This window comes from Kocuria sp. KKT182 (assembly GCF_055635395.1).
In genome coordinates, this window is the sequence record NZ_CM145757.1 from 97208 (window position 1) to 112109 (window position 14902).

The window sequence follows — 14902 nt, forward strand, 5'->3', positions numbered from 1 at the left end:
TGATGCTGAGACAGCCCTATGGTTTCTCCAGCGCATTCGCCGCCGGTATCACTCCCGGCCGGTCGGTGACCGCCTAGGAGTGCTACCCACTGCCTCCAGTGCGCGTACTCGGCGGCGAGCTCGCGGGCTGCGGCCCGGACCTGCTCGTCCGTGGCGTTCAGGGGCACCTCGACGGTGTCGCACCCACGACGCGGCCAACCTCATGGCCGTGACGCCCCGGCGCGTCGCGCGTCAGCCGGTGACGCTGATCCGCACCCCGTCGGAGGGCGCGGGCACGTCGAAGACGGCCGTGTAGTTGAGGACGGCGGTCCAGACCGCCACCCGCACATCGCTCTCCGACATGTCGGGCGGGTGGTGGGACACGGTCACGGCCCACTCCTGGCCGTCGAACAGCATCTCGACGGAGGTGACGGTGACGCCGCGGGCGGCGAGCGCGCCGACGACGCCGGCCCGGACGAGGGACTCGGCGGGATGGGCCCGGGGGATGGCGGTCATGGTGGTCGTCCTTCCGGCGGGAGCTCGGATCAAGCTCCCTTCCATTGACTCGCATCCGATCGCGAAAGTAATGCCCGCTCTTTGCCCGACAGGGCGGAAGCGGCGGGAAACGGGCTGTCGGTCCCGCTCCGAGCCGCACGCATGTCTTTGGAATCCTTATGTTTTTCCTAGCCAGGACGGAAGTCCGTGGCGCACCCTGGGTCCAGGGCGGTCCCGGGCGAGTCGAGATCCTGGACGCACCGGACGGGATCCTCCGTGCGGCTTCCGGACGGGGCCCGACATTTCGGGAGGAATCATGCGTCGGTCGGCCAGGACAGCCGGACCCGCCGCGAACCGGGGCCGGAGCGCCGCGGGGAAGCCGTCGAGGCGTCTGACCGGCGTCGACGCGGCCCGCGGTCTGGCGCTCATCGGTCTCATGTCCGTCCACGTCCTGCCGTCCTCCGACGACGAGACCGGCGAGCCGACCTGGTCGCAGATCCTCTTCTCCGGGGACTCGGCGGCGCTGTTCGCGCTGCTGGCGGGCGTGGGACTCGCCCTGTCCACCGGTGGACCCCGCCCGCACGGTGGCCGGGAGCTGGGCGCGGACCGTGTGGCGCTCGTGGTGCGGGCGGTGCTGATCGCGGTGCTGGGACTGGCCATCGGATCCCTGCTGGCCGACGACCTGCCGGCGGACAACATCCTCATCTACTACGGCGTGTTCTTCCTCCTGGCCGTGCCCTTCCTGCGCGCGGGCCCGAAGCCGCTGTTCGGCTCGGCGGCGGTCTTCCTGCTCGTGGCTCCGGTGCTCATGCAGTCGCTGCGCGACGCACTGCCCGAGCCCGTCGCCGACAACCCCGCGTTCGGGGAGCTGCTGACGGAGCCGGGGGCGACGGCGGCCCAGCTGCTGCTGACCGGCACCTATCCGGCGCTCGCCTACCTGACCTACCTGCTGACCGGCATGGGGCTCGGCCGGCTCGATCTGCGGAGGAGGGCGACCCAGCTGCGCCTCCTGGCGGTCGGCCTGGGTCTGTCGGTCTGCGCGCAGGCGGCCTCGTACGTCCTGCTCCACGGCCTCGGCGGCTACGAACGGCTGCTGGCCTCCTCGTCGGGGGACGCGAGGCAACTGGACGAGATCCTGATCTGGGGCGAGGACTGGCTGCCCACCGACACCTGGTGGTCGCTCGCCGTCGACGCGCCGCACACCAACACCCCCCTGGCCATCGCGGTCAGCCTCGGCACGGGCATGGCCGTCCTGGGCGCCTTCCTGCTGATCTCCCGCGTGGTCGGCGCCTGGCTGCTGCCGCTGTCGGCGATGGGCTCGATGACCCTGACCCTGTACACCGCGCACCTGGTCGTCCTGTCGTTCGAGGTCCACGAGGACCGGCCCCATCTGTGGCTCGCCGTCCAGCTCGTGTCGGCGGTCCTGTTCGCCGTGACGTGGCAGCGGACCATGGGGCAGGGGCCGCTGGAGCGGGCGCTCGGCGCCGTCACGAAGGGCGCGCGGCGCCGGTCCCTCGTCGCGTCCTCCGGCCCCCGGGGCGTCGAGGAGCCCGGCACCGGTGGGAGCCGACCGCCGGGCGAACCGGACAGTAGTTCCGATCCGTGACCGTACCGCGTCCGGAACGTCACCGTTTGCTATTGAGTGCCTTGTCAGAAGCGAATTAAGCTGATCTCACCTTATTCACCAAGGGGGAACACAGTGAAAACTCTGGAAAAGCTGGTAGCGAGTGTCGCCGTGGCGGGACTGCTGATCGGGGGAGCAGGTCCGGCGCTCGCTGACGGCAAGGACGATCGCAAGGGCGACGACAAGGGGCACAGCAAGAAGGACGAGCGCAAGAACGGCGAGGTCGACGTCGTCGTCAAGTACAAGCACCGCGGCGACTGGAAGACGAAGCGCTACGAGGACAAGAGCCTCGAGAAGGCCGCGTCCATCGCCAAGGAGAAGTGCCACGGGGGCGACTGGCGCGAGTACTACAGGGACGCCCGCCAGGTCGACCGCACCGGCAAGTCGGACAAGGTCTGCCAGAAGAAGTACGTGAGGGTGTACTTCGAGCAGGACGAGGACCGGCACTGGGACAAGGACAAGGACAAGGGCGACAAGGGCAAGGGCCGGGACGGGAAGAAGTAGCACCCGACTCCGACGCACCGACGGGAGGGCCCGTCCGGGGAACCGGACGGGCCCTCCCGCACGTCCCGGCAGGCTGAGCCGCGACCCCGTGCGCGCCCGCCGGCGGCGTCCCCGATGGTAGCTTGGTGCTCAGTCCACGTACTTTTCTCATCATCAACGGAGGCGGGCATGAGTCATTCGGTAGGCCCCAGCACGGGCGGAGCGTCGGGAGCGGGGTCGGAGCACTCCGATCCCGGATCGGCGTCGATCCTCGATGTCGTCAAGGTCTTCGCCAGGCTGCTGCCCAAGCAGCTCAAGGACGAGGCGCAGCTCGCCAAGCTCGAGCTCACGGAGAAGGCGAAGACGCTGGGCAAGGGCGCGGCCTTCGTCGTCGTCGGCCTCGTGTTCCTGCTGCTCGCCACGATCGCCCTGGTCGGCGCGGCGATCGCGGGTCTGTCGCAGATCATGCCGGCCTGGCTGGCCGCCCTGCTGCTCGCCGTGCTGTTCCTGATCATCCTGGCCGTCGCGGCGCTCATCGGGGTGTCCACCATCAAGAAGGCCCTTCCGCTCGTGCCGCGCAAGGCGCTCTTCGGGGTCAAGTACGACCTCGGCGTGGTCAAGGAGGGCTCCGCCTACACCGAGAGCCGCGTCCAGCGCGAGGAGCAGCTGGCCCGCGAGCGCAAGGAGCAGGAGAAGCGGGAGGCCGCGCAGGACCCGGCCCAGCAGAAGCCCCCGGCGCCCACCGAGGAGCAGCTGCGGCACCGGCTCAAGCTGCGCCGCGAGCACCTCAAGACGCTGCGCGACGACGTGCAGGGCCGTGCCGAGACCATCCAGTCCACCACCAAGGGGTTCGTGGACCGCACCAGCCGCACCGTGAAGACCACCCCGAAGGACGTGAAGGGCCTGCTCGCCCAGGGCGGCGCGAAGTCCCGCTCGACCTCCGGCTCGTCCGCCGGGTCCGGCCTCGGCGAGCGGTGGCAGCCGCTCACGGTGCTGGCCGTTGCGGGGAGCGCGTTCGTCGTCTTCCTCCGCAAGCTGTTCCGGTGACGTCGCCGTCCATGGGTTCCCCGTGGACGAGCGCACCGGTCGAGGGCCCGGAAGCCACAGGCTTCCGGGCCTTCCCCGTGCGTTCACCGGGTGTCCACGCGCCCCGGGCCGGACGGGCGGGCCGGCTCGATAGACTCCCGGGCGTGACGACAGATCGGTGGATGCCATGAGCCAGTGGTTGGCGGTCGCCCTGGCGCTGCTCTCGGCCGTGTGCCTGGCCGTCGGGACGCAGCAGCAGGGCAGTGCCGTGGCGGACGTCGCGCAGGGACGGCTGCGCCTGCGCAGCATCGCGGTCCTGCTGCGCCGTCCCCGCTGGCTGCTGGGTCTCACCCTGCTGGGCCTCGGCACCGGCCTCAACGTCACCGCCCTGGGGCTCGCCACCGTGACGGTGGTCCAGCCGATCGGCGTGGTGGCCCTGGTGATCACCACATTGCTGCACGCACGGCACCGCCGGCTGCGGATCAACCGGCGCACCTGGACGGCGATCGGACTGTGCACCGCGGGCGGGGCGGTCTTCGTGACGTGCGCCGTGGCGGCGACCGACCCCGCCCGGGGCATCTCGCGGTGGGCCGAGCACACCGTGGTGGTCATGCTCGTGGTGCTGATCTGCGTCCTGGGGGTCTCCGCGGCGATGTTCGGCCGCAGCCTGGGCGGGACGTTCTACGTGGTGGGCGCCGGCATCCTCTACGGATTCGTGGCGGTGCTCGTGCGGCTGACCCTGATCCGCATCCAGGGCAGCGCCGGCACGCCCCTGGACGACGTCAACTGGTTGGCCGCGGGCACCGCCGTCGTCGCCGCCGTGCTGGGCGGGTGGTTCGTGCAGACGGCCTTCGCGTCGGGTCCGCCGGACCTCGTGATCGCGGGGCTGACCGTGATCGACCCCATGGTGGGCGTGCTCCTGGGGCTGCTGGTGCTGGGCGAGGCGGTGCCGGGCTTCTCCGTCCCGGTCGGGATGCTCATGGCCGCGGCAGGCGGCGTTGCTATAGTCGGGGTCGCCGTGCTCTCACAGCACCACCCGGAGGTGCTCGAGCGCCGGGCCGAACGCGCACGGCAGGACCGGGCGCAGCCCCCCTCGGGCTCCGCCGCACGCCCCGCAGCATCCGACCGCCCCACGGCATCCGACCGCCCCGCACACGACCGACCGGGAAGACACGCTTGAGCGCCCACACCGCCTCCGCCGCACGCCCCCTGACCGTCCTCCTGGGCGCCGAGACCTACCCCCCGGACGTCAACGGGGCCGCGCAGTTCGGGCACCGTCTGGCCCGGGGCCTGCACGAGCAGGGCCACCGGGTGCACGTCCTGTGCGCACGGCCGGACCCCGGGCCGTCGTACCGGGCCGAGGACGACGGCGTGGTCGAGCACCGGCTCCGCTCCCACCGGGCCTTCACCCACCCGTACTTCCGCCTGTGCTTCCCGTGGCAGGTGGCCGGGGAGATCCGCCGGGTGCTGGACGAGGTGCGCCCCGACGTCGTGCACGTCCAGTGCCACTACATCCTCGGCCGGATGCTGGTGCGGGAGGCCCGGCGGCGGGGCATCCGCACCGTGGCCACCAACCACTTCGTCCCCGAGAACCTGGAGCCGTTCCTGCCGTTCCCGGCATGGGTGCTGAACCGCTACCGCGCGGTGTCGTGGCGGGACATGGTGCGGGTGTTCGGCGCCTGCGACGTGGTGACCGCACCGACCCCGCTCGCGGTGGAGGCCATGCGCCGCAACGGCTTCCCCGACACGGTGCTCGCCGTGTCCAACGGGATCCGGATCGCCGACTACGAGGCCCACGACGGCGAGCGGCGGCAGCCGGCCGCGCACCCGACCGTGCTGTTCACCGGCCGGCTCGCGGTGGAGAAGAACGTGGACGTGCTCATCGAGGCGATCTCCGTGCTGCCCGCCGAGCTCGACGCCCACCTGGAGATCGTGGGCGACGGCGAGCAGCGGCCCGCGCTCGAGAAGCTGGCGCGGGCCCTGGGGGTCGCCCACCGGGTCCGTTTCCTGGGCTACGTCCCGGACGAGGGCCTGCGCGCGGCCTACCTGCGGGCCGACGTGTTCTGCCAGCCGGGCACGGCCGAGCTCCAGTCGCTGGTCACCCTGGAGGCGATGGCGGCGTCCCGGCCCGTGGTCCTGGCCGACGCACGGGCCCTGCCGCACCTGGCCGAGGACGGCGTCAACGGCTGGCTCTTCGCCCCCGGCGACGCCCAGGACCTGGCGCGCAAGCTCGCCCTCGTCCTGGGCGCCCCGCGCGAGGAGCGCGCCCGGATGGGCCGGGAGAGCCGCCGCAAGGTCGCGCAGCACAGCTTCCCGCGGACCCTGGAGACGTTCCTGCGGCTCTACCGCGGCGAGCACCCGGAGTCCGTGCGCACTCCTGCTCCGAGAGCGCGCGAGCACCAGGAGCCGGCGCGCGCCCCCGCCGCGGGCCCGCGACGGATCCGGACCAGGCTGGCCTCGCTCGTGCGGTAACGTGGTGCTGCGCCGCCGGGCCCGTCCCGGCGCGGGGCCGTAGCTCAGCTGGTCAGAGCAGAGGACTCATAATCCTTCGGTCGTGGGTTCAAGCCCCACCGGCCCTACCCGACACCCCTTCCACCGCGCGTCCCCCGGTGGGAGGGGTGCTTCCGTCCGCACGTCCCGTCCACCGGGTGCGCGTCCCCTGCGGATGTGGTGCACTGGTGGTCCGATCCGCGCACCACCCACCGAGAGGACGCCGAGATGAGCCGACGCACGCCGTGGAGCCTCCTGTCCGTCGCCGCCCTGGCGCTCGCCGCACTGACCGGCTGCGACACTTCCACCGAGGACGTAGAGGAGGGCGCTGACCAGGTCCAGCAGGAGGTCGAGGAGGGTGCCGACCAGGTCCAGCAGGAGGTCGAGGAGGGCGCCGGCCAGGTCGAGGAGGGCGCCGACCAGGTCCAGCAGGAGGTCGAGGAGGGCGTCGACGACGCTCAGGACGACGAGGGCTGAGCGGCCGCGCGCAGCCGCTCGGGCACGGGGAGCAGCACCGACGGCTCGAGCGCGCCGACGAACTGCAGCGGGTTGACGTAGTCGCCGTCCCGGCGCACGCCCCAGTGCAGACAGGTGCCCGGCCCGCAGTGGTCCCGGCCGCGCAGCACGCCCACGACCTCGCCGCGGTGCACCCGGTCCCCGGGGACCAGGGACGACTCGACGGGCTCGAAGCTCGAGCGCAGACCCCCGCCGTGGTCGAGCGTGAGCACCGGGCGGTCCACCACGAACCCCACGAAGGCCACCGTTCCCGCGGCCGGGGCGCGCACGGCGGCGCCCGGGCCCGCGTCCAGGTCCACGCCCCGGTGGCCCCGCGCCCACCGCTGGGCGGGCGGGACCCACTCGCCCACCACGGCCGGCCGCGGCGACAGGGGCCACGCCCACCCCTGGGCCGCCGAACCGGGGGAGGGGAGCAGCACCCCCAGCACGAGCACGATCGCGAGCCCCACCACGCCGGCCGGCCCGGTCCGGGCACGGGGCCGGTGCAGGAGACGGAGGAGCGGGGAGGGTCCGGTGGGCATGTCCCGACTGTCCGCCACCGGGGCCGGGCGGAGGGCCGCCCGGCCCCGTGCTGTGGACGGTCCCGGGGCCCCTCCGGCAGCCCCCGGCCGGGTGCAGGGCGGACGAGGCCCTTGTAGTACACTCGATCCCGCAGTGTGCTCTGAGGCGCCCCTCGTGGCGCGCCCTCGCGCCCACCCGGACCCGGCCCCGACGCCGGAGCCGACGGCGCGGTGGCGAGCAGCTGACTTCGCGCGCAGCGCCGCCGGGACCTCCCGTCCCGGTCCGGCCGCCCCGGTCCGCGTTCCCCGTCCCGGCGGGGTGCGGCACGGCGGCCGGGAGACGGACCCGCAGGGTCCGTCCACCGCTGCACCAGGGGCTCGTCCGCCGGACGCAGCCGAGAACCGAACCCGCGGGCCGGGCGTCGTCGCACGCCCTCCCGCACGAGAGACCAGGAGACGACATGTCCGTCGTTACCATGCGCCAGCTCCTCGACAGCGGCGTGCACTTCGGCCACCAGACCCGCCGGTGGAACCCGAAGATGAAGCGCTTCATCTTCACCGAGCGCAACGGCATCTACATCATCGACCTCCAGCAGTCGCTGTCCTTCATCGACCGCGCCTACGAGGCCGTCAAGACCACCGTGGCCCACGGCGGCACCATCCTCTTCGTCGGCACCAAGAAGCAGGCCCAGGAGGCCATCGCCGAGCAGGCCACCCGCGTGGGCATGCCCTACGTGAACCACCGCTGGCTCGGCGGCATGCTCACGAACTTCGCCACGGTCTCCAAGCGCATCGAGCGCATGAAGGAGCTCGAGGAGATCGACTTCGACGACGTCGCGGGCTCGCAGTACACGAAGAAGGAGCTCCTGCTCCTGCGCCGCGAGAAGGAGAAGCTGGAGCGCACCCTCGGCGGCATCCGCAACCTGACCAAGGCCCCCTCCCTGATCTGGATCGTGGACACCAAGAAGGAGCACCTCGCGGTGGACGAGGCCCAGAAGCTGGGCATCCCGGTCGTCGCGATCCTCGACACCAACTGTGACCCCGACGAGGTCGCCTTCCCGATCCCGGGCAACGACGACGCCATCCGCTCCGTCAACCTCCTGACCCGCGTGATCGCCGACGCCGTGGCCGAGGGGCTCATGGAGCGCCACAACAAGAAGTCCGGCGGTGCCGACCAGGCCGCCGAGCCGATGGCCGAGTGGGAGCGCGAGCTGCTCGAGCAGCACGCCGCCGAGCAGACCGCCGCGACCGAGGCCCCGGCCGAGACCGCTGCCCCGGCCGAGGCCGAGACCGCCGCCGCGACCGAGGCCCCGGCCGAGACCGAGGCTCCCGCCGAGGCCCCGGCCGAGACCGAGACCGCCGCCGAGTAGTCTCCGTCCACCGTCCGTTTCCCCCGGCGGGGCACCGTCCCCGCCCGAGGCCGGCCGGGGCGGGCCCGTGCCCGCCCCGGCCGGCACCACCGACCGAGTGAGGAGTTTCCATGGCGAACTACACCGCCACCGAGATCAAGGCCCTGCGTGAGCGCACCGGCGCCGGTATGCTGGACGTCAAGAAGGCGCTCGACGAGGCCGACGGCGACCTCCAGAAGGCGCAGGAGATCATCCGCGTCAAGGGCCTCAAGGGCGTCACCAAGCGCGAGGGCCGGGCCACGGCCGAGGGCCTCGTCGCCGCGCGCGTCGAGGGCACCGTCGGGTACATGGTCGAGGTCAACTCCGAGACCGACTTCGTGGCGAAGTCCGCCCCGTTCGTCGAGTTCGGCAACAAGGTGCTCGACGCCGCCGTGGCCGCCGACGCCACCACGCTCGAGTCCCTCATGGACGCCCAGGTCGACGGCAAGGCCGTCTCCGAGCTCGTCACCGAGACCGGTGCCCTGCTCGGCGAGAAGGTCGTCGTCCGGCGCATCGCCCGCGTCGAGGGCGACAACGTGGCCGTCTACCTGCACAAGACCTCCAAGGACCTCCCGGCGCAGGTCGGCGTGCTGCTGGCCGTGGCCGGTGCCGACGCCGGGCAGGTCGCCCACGACGTCGCCGTGCACATCGCCGCGATGTCCCCGACGTTCCTCTCCCAGGAGGACGTGCCCGCCGAGACCGTCGAGTCGGAGAAGCGCGTCGCCGAGGAGACGGCCCGCGCCGAGGGCAAGCCGGAGAAGATCCTGCCGAACATCATCAACGGCCGCCTCAAGGGCTACTTCAAGGACGTCGTCCTGCTGGACCAGGACTTCGCCAAGGACTCCAAGAAGACCGTCGGCAAGGTGCTCGAGGAGGCCGGTGCGACCGCCACGGCCTTCGCCCGCTTCCGCGTCGGCGCCTGACCGGTCCTCTCCCGGGCGCCCGGCGCCCGCTCGCGACGGAGGCGTTCCTGCACGGCAGGGACGCCTCCGTCGTCGTTCCCGGTCCCGCCTGCGACGACGCCCTCGAGGCCCCGGAGGCCGGCCCCCGGGGGCGGACGCGTTCTGTATGCTGAGGGAGGCCCGCCCCCCGCGCCAGCTGCACCCTCGCGGGGCCGAGCCGGTCCACGCAGCTCCGTCGTCGCCGGGAGGAACCATGCCCACCACTTCTGCCTCCGAGATCAAGGACGAGGCCCTGCGCCTGAGCAGGGACCCCCGGGTCGCCCCCGCCCGCCGCCGGGTGCTGCTGAAGCTCTCGGGCGAGGTCTTCGGCGGCGGCTCCATCGGGGTGGACACGCGCGTGGTCCGCGACATCGCCGAGCAGATCGCGGCCACCGTGGGCCAGGTCGAGACCGCCATCGTGGTGGGCGGCGGCAACTTCTTCCGCGGCGCGGAGCTCTCCCAGGCCGGCATGGACCGCTCCCGTGCGGACTACATGGGGATGCTCGGCACCGTCATGAACTGCCTGGCCCTGCAGGACTTCCTCGAGCAGTGCGGGGTCGACACCCGGGTGCAGTCCGCGATCAAGATGGAGCAGGTGGCCGAGGTCTACATCCCGCGCCGGGCCATCCGGCACATGGAGAAGGACCGCGTCGTGATCTTCGGCGCCGGCGCCGGGCTGCCCTACTTCTCCACCGACACCGTCGCGGCCCAGCGGGCCCTGGAGGTCCACGCGGACGAGGTCCTCATGGCGAAGAACGGGGTGGACGGCGTCTACACCGCGGACCCCCGCACGAACCCGGACGCCCAGCGGCTGTCCACCCTCACCTACGGCGAGGCCCTCGCCCGCGACATCCGCGTCATGGACCAGACGGCCTTCAGCCTGTGCCGCGACAACGACGTGACGATGCGCGTGTTCGGCATGGAGGGCGAGGGCAACGTCACCCGCGCCATCCTCGGGGAGCAGATCGGCACCCTCGTCACCGCGTGAGCCGGCGCCGGGCGGCCCCCGGTTAGACTGGGGCGAGCACGGCCGGGCGGCGTGGTTCCCGCGCGGCGACCGGCCGAACCGACCCCGCGCGGAGGACTCCGTGCGACACGACGAAGGAGCCCCTACGTGATCTCAGAGACCATGTCCGAAGCGAAGACCAAGATGGGCAAAGCCGTGGAGGGCGCCAAGGAGGACTTCGCCGCGATCCGCACCGGCCGGGCCAACCCCTCCCTCTTCTCGAGCCTGCTGGTCGAGTACTACGGCACTCCCACCCCGCTCCAGCAGCTCGCCTCCTTCCAGAACCCCGAGGCCCGCACGCTGCTCATCACGCCGTACGACCGCTCCGCCCTCAACGACATCGAGAAGGCGCTGCGCAACTCGGACATCGGGGCGAACCCCGCCAACGACGGCAACGTCATCCGCGTGGTCATGCCGGAGCTGACGCAGGAGCGGCGCAAGGAGTACGTCAAGGTCGTCGGGCACAAGGCCGAGGAGGCGCGCGTCTCCGTGCGCAACATCCGCCGGCACGCCAAGGACCAGATCGAGAAGGCCGTCAAGGACGGCGACATCGGCGAGGACGAGGGCAAGCGCGCCGAGAAGGACCTCGACGCCGCGACCAAGAAGCACATCGACCAGATCGATGAGATGCTCAAGAACAAGGAAGCGGAGCTGCTGCAGGTCTGATGCCGGACCAGCCGCGACCGCACCAGGAGACGAAGGCTTCCCCGGGAACCGCCGGGGGGGCCTTCTCCCCGCGTGCCCGGCCGGCGCCCGTCCGGGCCGGCGCCGCGACGACCCCCGGCACGCCGGGGCGCCGGCACACCGCCCCCTCCCGCGCCGGCCGGAACCTGCCGGCCGCCGTGGGCGTCGCCGTGGTGCTCATCGGGACCCTGCTCGTCGGGCTGTTCGTCCAGCCCCTCGTCCTGGCGCTCTTCGCCGGGACGGCGGCGGGGATCGGCGTCTGGGAGGTCGGCCGGTCCCTGCGCTACCGAGGCATCGTCATCCCGCGCGTCCCGGCGGTGACCGCGGGCGTGCTGATGCCGGTCGCCGCGTTCGCCGGTGGCGGCGAGGCGCTGATGATGGCCGTGATCGTGGGGCTGACGCTCGTGATCGTCTGGCGGGCCCTGGGGGGCCGGGACGGCATGATCCTGTCCATCATGGGCTCCGTGTTCGCCCTGGTCTGGGTGGGCTTCCTGCTGAGCATCGCCCTGCTGCTCTACCACACCGAGGCGGGCCCCCTGAAGGTGCTCACGGTCATCCTGCTGGCCGTCGGCTCGGACACGTGCGGCTACGCCGTGGGCGTGGTCTGGGGCCGCCACCCCATGGCGCCGCGGATCAGCCCCAAGAAGTCCTGGGAGGGCTTCGCCGGGTCGCTGGGCGGCTCGGTGCTGATCGGCGTCCTGTGCGCCGTGCTGCTGCTCGACCACGCCTGGTGGGAGGGCGCCGTGCTCGCCGCGGTGCTCGTGCTCGCCGCCACCCTCGGCGACTTCTCCGAGTCCATGGTCAAGCGCGAGCTGGGGATCAAGGACATGGGCACCCTCCTGCCCGGCCACGGGGGCGTGATGGACCGGATCGACTCCATCCTCTTCGCCGTCCCCGCCGGGTACCTGCTCTTCGAGCTCTTCGCCGCGAGCGCCTGAGCCCGGCGTCCAGGACCCGCAGCCCATGCCTCCCGACCGCCCCGGAGCCCGGCCGGCCACCGCCCGCATCCCGCGGTGCACCGAGGCCGAGCGCGGCTACGACGTCGTCCAGGTGGACGAGCTCCTGGCCGGCGTGCACGCGGCCCTGCAGGACGCGCCGCCCGGCCCCGGACCGGCGCACCGGTCCGGGGCCGTGCTGAGCACTCAGGTGCGCGCCGCCGTCTTCGCCGACGCGCGGGGCGGTTACCGGCCGGAGGCCGTCGACGGGCTGCTGGACGCGGCCGAGGACGCGCTGGCCGCGGCCGAGCGCGAGCAGTGCCTGCGCGACCGGGGCCCCGAGGCCTGGCAGGAGCACGTCGACGCCCTGACCCGGCTGCTCCGGAACCGTCTCGACCGGCCGCGCACGCAGCGCTTCCGGCGCCCCTCCCGGCCGCGGGCCCAGGGCTACTCCGCGGCCCACGTGGACGTCCTCTGCGAGCGCCTGGGCGCCCGGCTGGAGGGCGCCGCGGACCTCGCGCCGGCCGAGCTGCGCCGGGCCGTGTTCCCGCCCGCGCAGGGGGAGCGCAGCTACGAGGAGCAGCAGGTGGACGCCTTCCTGGACCGCGCCGTCCAACTTCTCCTGGCCTCTCGCTGAAACAGGCTCCCCGAAGCCTCTGTGTATACATGCTGGACCGGGCCTCGTCCAGAAACGCCGTTCCGTGTTCATCCTGACCCCTGAAAAGCAACTTTTGGGTGTTACGCCTTGCTCCTGTGCATACAACGGCCTAGTGTGGGCCACATCACATGAGGAGGTAGCCCATGTCCACCCAGCCACCCATCGACGCCGACGACCTCGTCGCCGACATCGATTTCCCCGCGGCCCAGCGGTCGCCAGAGTTCCAGGAGCTGCGGAAGACCCATCGCGGCTTCGTCTTCCCGCTCGCCGTCGCCTTCCTGGTCTGGTACCTGCTGTACGTGGTGCTCGCCATGTACGCGCCGCAGCTGTTCGCCATCCAGGTCATCGGCAACGTCAACCTCGGCGTCGTCCTGGGCCTGCTCCAGTTCGTCACGACCTTTGCCATCACGGGGGCCTACGTGTCCTTCGCCAACCGCAAGCTGGACCCGAAGGCCACGGCCATCCGGGAGCGTCTCGAGCCCAGCCTCGGCACCACCGGCGGCGTCCACGGACAGGAGAACTGACCGATGCACCAGCTGCACACCGCGCTCGCGCCCATGACGGCCGCCACCACGGAGACGGTCGGCACGCCCTGGATCAACATCTCCATCTTCGGCGCGTTCGTCGTCGTCACGATGGTCATCGTCCTCCGCGCCTCGAAGTCCACGTCCACGGCGGCCGACTACTACGCCGGCGGCCGCGGCTTCAGCGGCACCCAGAACGGCCTGGCCATCGCGGGCGACTACCTCTCGGCGGCGTCCTTCCTGGGCATCGTGGGCGCGATCGCCCTCCAGGGCTACGACGGGTTCCTCTACTCCATCGGCTTCCTCGTGGCCTGGCTCGTGGCGCTCCTGCTGATCGCCGAGCTGCTGCGCAACACCGGCAAGTTCACGATGGCGGACGTCCTGTCCTTCCGCCTGCGCCAGCGCCCCGTGCGCGTCGCGGCGTCCATCTCCACCCTCGCCGTGTCCGCGTTCTACCTGCTGGCCCAGATGGCCGGGGCGGGCGCCTTGGTGTCGCTGCTGCTGGGCATCAGCTCGCGGGTCGGGCAGTCGCTGGTTATCGTGGTCGTGGGCGTGCTCATGATCGTCTACGTCCTCGTGGGCGGGATGAAGGGCACCACCTACGTGCAGATCATCAAGGCGGTGCTCCTGGTCTCCGGCGTGGCGGTCATGACCGTCTGGATCCTGGCGCTCTACGGCTTCAACTTCTCCTCCCTGCTCGGTGACGCGGTCGCCGTCTCCGGCAACCCGGCCATCCTCGAGCCGGGCCTGAAGTACGGCGTGAGCGAGACCAGCAAGCTGGACTTCATCTCCCTGGGCCTGGCCCTCGTCTTCGGCGCGGCGGGCCTGCCCCACGTGCTCATGCGCTTCTACACGGTGCCCACGGCCAAGGAGGCGCGCACCTCCGTGGTCTGGGCCATCTCGCTGATCGGCCTGTTCTACCTCTTCACCCTCATCCTGGGCTTCGGCGCGGCGGCCCTCATCGGCGCCGAGCGGATCCAGGCGGCACCCGGCGGCGTGAACTCCGCGGCCCCGCTGCTGGCCTTCGAGCTCGGCGGGTCCCTGCTGATGGGCATCATCGCGGCGGTGGCCTTCGCCACGATCCTCGCGGTCGTCGCCGGCCTGGCCATCACGGCCTCGGCCTCGTTCGCCCACGACATCTACACCAGCGTGATCAAGAAGGGGAACTCCGATCCCCGCAAGGAGCTGAAGGTGGCGAAGACCACGGTGGTGGTCATCGGTCTCGTCTCCATCGCGGGCGGCATCGGCGCCCAGGGCCAGAACGTCGCGTTCCTCGTGGCGCTCGCCTTCGCGGTCGCGGCCTCGGCGAACCTGCCGACCATCCTGTACTCCCTGTACTGGCGGCGCTTCACCACCCGGGGGGCGGTCTGGTCCATGTACGGCGGCCTGATCATCTCGGTGGGCCTCATCGTCTTCTCCCCGGTCATGTCCGGCACCGAGACGTCGATGATCCCGACGGCCGACTTCGCGTGGTTCCCGCTGCAGAACCCGGGCATCGTCTCGATCCCGGCCTCCTTCCTGCTCGGCTTCATCGGTTCCATGACGGAGCGCCGTCTCGAGGACCCGATCAAGCAGTCCGAGATGGAGGTGCGCTCCCTCACAGGCATCGGCGCCGAGAAGCCCGTCGCCCACTGACGGATTCCCCGCTCCCAC

General features: G+C 71.9%; 16 protein-coding genes and 1 tRNA gene. 15 read left to right on the plus strand and 2 right to left on the minus strand.

Translation table 11 applies throughout. The features are described from left to right. Positions 1 to 231: 231 nt before the first annotated feature. Positions 232 to 495 carry a hypothetical protein gene (locus ACZ2G1_RS00390; RefSeq protein ID WP_035926354.1) on the minus strand — a complete coding sequence of 88 codons (264 nt, stop codon included), beginning with the start codon at positions 493 to 495 and terminating at the stop codon, positions 232 to 234. Positions 496 to 910: 415 nt separating this feature from the next. On the opposite strand from ACZ2G1_RS00390, the gene ACZ2G1_RS00395 reads away from it, so the two are divergent. The 7 genes from ACZ2G1_RS00395 (at position 911) to ACZ2G1_RS00425 (ending at position 6574) form a co-directional block, all read left to right on the plus strand. Continuing rightward, entirely contained in the window at positions 911 to 2080 is a 1170-nt protein-coding gene (locus tag ACZ2G1_RS00395) for a heparan-alpha-glucosaminide N-acetyltransferase domain-containing protein (protein WP_241975694.1), read from the plus strand. A gap of 93 nt (positions 2081 to 2173) precedes the next feature. Continuing rightward, on the plus strand, positions 2174 to 2602 hold the full coding sequence (locus ACZ2G1_RS00400) for a hypothetical protein (protein WP_126350047.1): 429 nt from the start codon (positions 2174 to 2176) through the stop codon (positions 2600 to 2602). A gap of 168 nt (positions 2603 to 2770) precedes the next feature. Beyond that, positions 2771 to 3628 (plus strand): phage holin family protein, encoded by an 858-nt coding sequence (locus ACZ2G1_RS00405; protein ID WP_017834120.1) that lies wholly within the window; start codon positions 2771 to 2773, stop codon positions 3626 to 3628. A gap of 166 nt (positions 3629 to 3794) precedes the next feature. After that, entirely contained in the window at positions 3795 to 4787 is a 993-nt protein-coding gene (locus ACZ2G1_RS00410) for a DMT family transporter (RefSeq protein WP_232035321.1), read from the plus strand. After that, complete coding sequence (locus tag ACZ2G1_RS00415) at positions 4784 to 6079, plus strand: glycosyltransferase (protein ID WP_095651364.1); 1296 nt, start codon at positions 4784 to 4786, stop codon at positions 6077 to 6079. The genes ACZ2G1_RS00410 and ACZ2G1_RS00415 overlap by 4 nt, the downstream gene beginning before the upstream one ends. Positions 6080 to 6112: 33 nt before the next feature. Then, positions 6113 to 6186 (plus strand) — tRNA-Ile (locus ACZ2G1_RS00420). 139 nt (positions 6187 to 6325) lie between these two features. Then, positions 6326 to 6574, plus strand: a complete 249-nt coding sequence (locus ACZ2G1_RS00425) for a hypothetical protein (protein WP_017834127.1) — start codon at positions 6326 to 6328, stop codon at positions 6572 to 6574. On the opposite strand, the gene ACZ2G1_RS00430 is transcribed toward ACZ2G1_RS00425, so the two are convergent. Beyond that, positions 6556 to 7134, minus strand: a complete 579-nt coding sequence (locus tag ACZ2G1_RS00430; RefSeq protein ID WP_136341354.1) for a M23 family metallopeptidase — start codon at positions 7132 to 7134, stop codon at positions 6556 to 6558. The genes ACZ2G1_RS00425 and ACZ2G1_RS00430 overlap by 19 nt on opposite strands. A gap of 440 nt (positions 7135 to 7574) precedes the next feature. On the opposite strand from ACZ2G1_RS00430, the gene rpsB reads away from it, so the two are divergent. The 8 genes from rpsB (at position 7575) to ACZ2G1_RS00470 (ending at position 14884) form a co-directional block, all read left to right on the plus strand. Beyond that, positions 7575 to 8483, plus strand: coding sequence for a 30S ribosomal protein S2 (gene rpsB / locus ACZ2G1_RS00435; RefSeq protein WP_017834129.1), 909 nt, complete (start codon positions 7575 to 7577; stop codon positions 8481 to 8483). 110 nt (positions 8484 to 8593) lie between these two features. Beyond that, positions 8594 to 9424 (plus strand): translation elongation factor Ts, encoded by an 831-nt coding sequence (gene tsf, locus ACZ2G1_RS00440; RefSeq protein ID WP_017834130.1) that lies wholly within the window; start codon positions 8594 to 8596, stop codon positions 9422 to 9424. A 232-nt stretch (positions 9425 to 9656) separates the two neighbouring features. Then, positions 9657 to 10430: a UMP kinase gene (pyrH, locus tag ACZ2G1_RS00445; protein ID WP_017834131.1), complete on the plus strand. Its 774-nt coding sequence runs from the start codon at positions 9657 to 9659 to the stop codon at positions 10428 to 10430. Between the two features lie 126 nt (positions 10431 to 10556). Continuing rightward, positions 10557 to 11114 (plus strand): ribosome recycling factor, encoded by a 558-nt coding sequence (gene frr, locus ACZ2G1_RS00450; RefSeq protein ID WP_017834132.1) that lies wholly within the window; start codon positions 10557 to 10559, stop codon positions 11112 to 11114. Further along, positions 11114 to 12070 carry a phosphatidate cytidylyltransferase gene (locus tag ACZ2G1_RS00455; RefSeq protein WP_017834133.1) on the plus strand — a complete coding sequence of 319 codons (957 nt, stop codon included), beginning with the start codon at positions 11114 to 11116 and terminating at the stop codon, positions 12068 to 12070. The genes frr and ACZ2G1_RS00455 overlap by 1 nt, the downstream gene beginning before the upstream one ends. A gap of 25 nt (positions 12071 to 12095) precedes the next feature. Beyond that, positions 12096 to 12704, plus strand: a complete 609-nt coding sequence (locus ACZ2G1_RS00460; RefSeq protein ID WP_095651366.1) for a DivIVA domain-containing protein — start codon at positions 12096 to 12098, stop codon at positions 12702 to 12704. A gap of 164 nt (positions 12705 to 12868) precedes the next feature. Beyond that, the gene (locus tag ACZ2G1_RS00465; protein ID WP_017834135.1) at positions 12869 to 13249 is read left to right on the plus strand and encodes a DUF485 domain-containing protein; all 381 of its coding nucleotides are present in this window, start codon (positions 12869 to 12871) and stop codon (positions 13247 to 13249) included. Between the two features lie 3 nt (positions 13250 to 13252). Then, entirely contained in the window at positions 13253 to 14884 is a 1632-nt protein-coding gene (locus tag ACZ2G1_RS00470) for a solute symporter family protein (protein ID WP_109222385.1), read from the plus strand. The last annotated feature ends 18 nt before the right edge of the window (positions 14885 to 14902 follow it).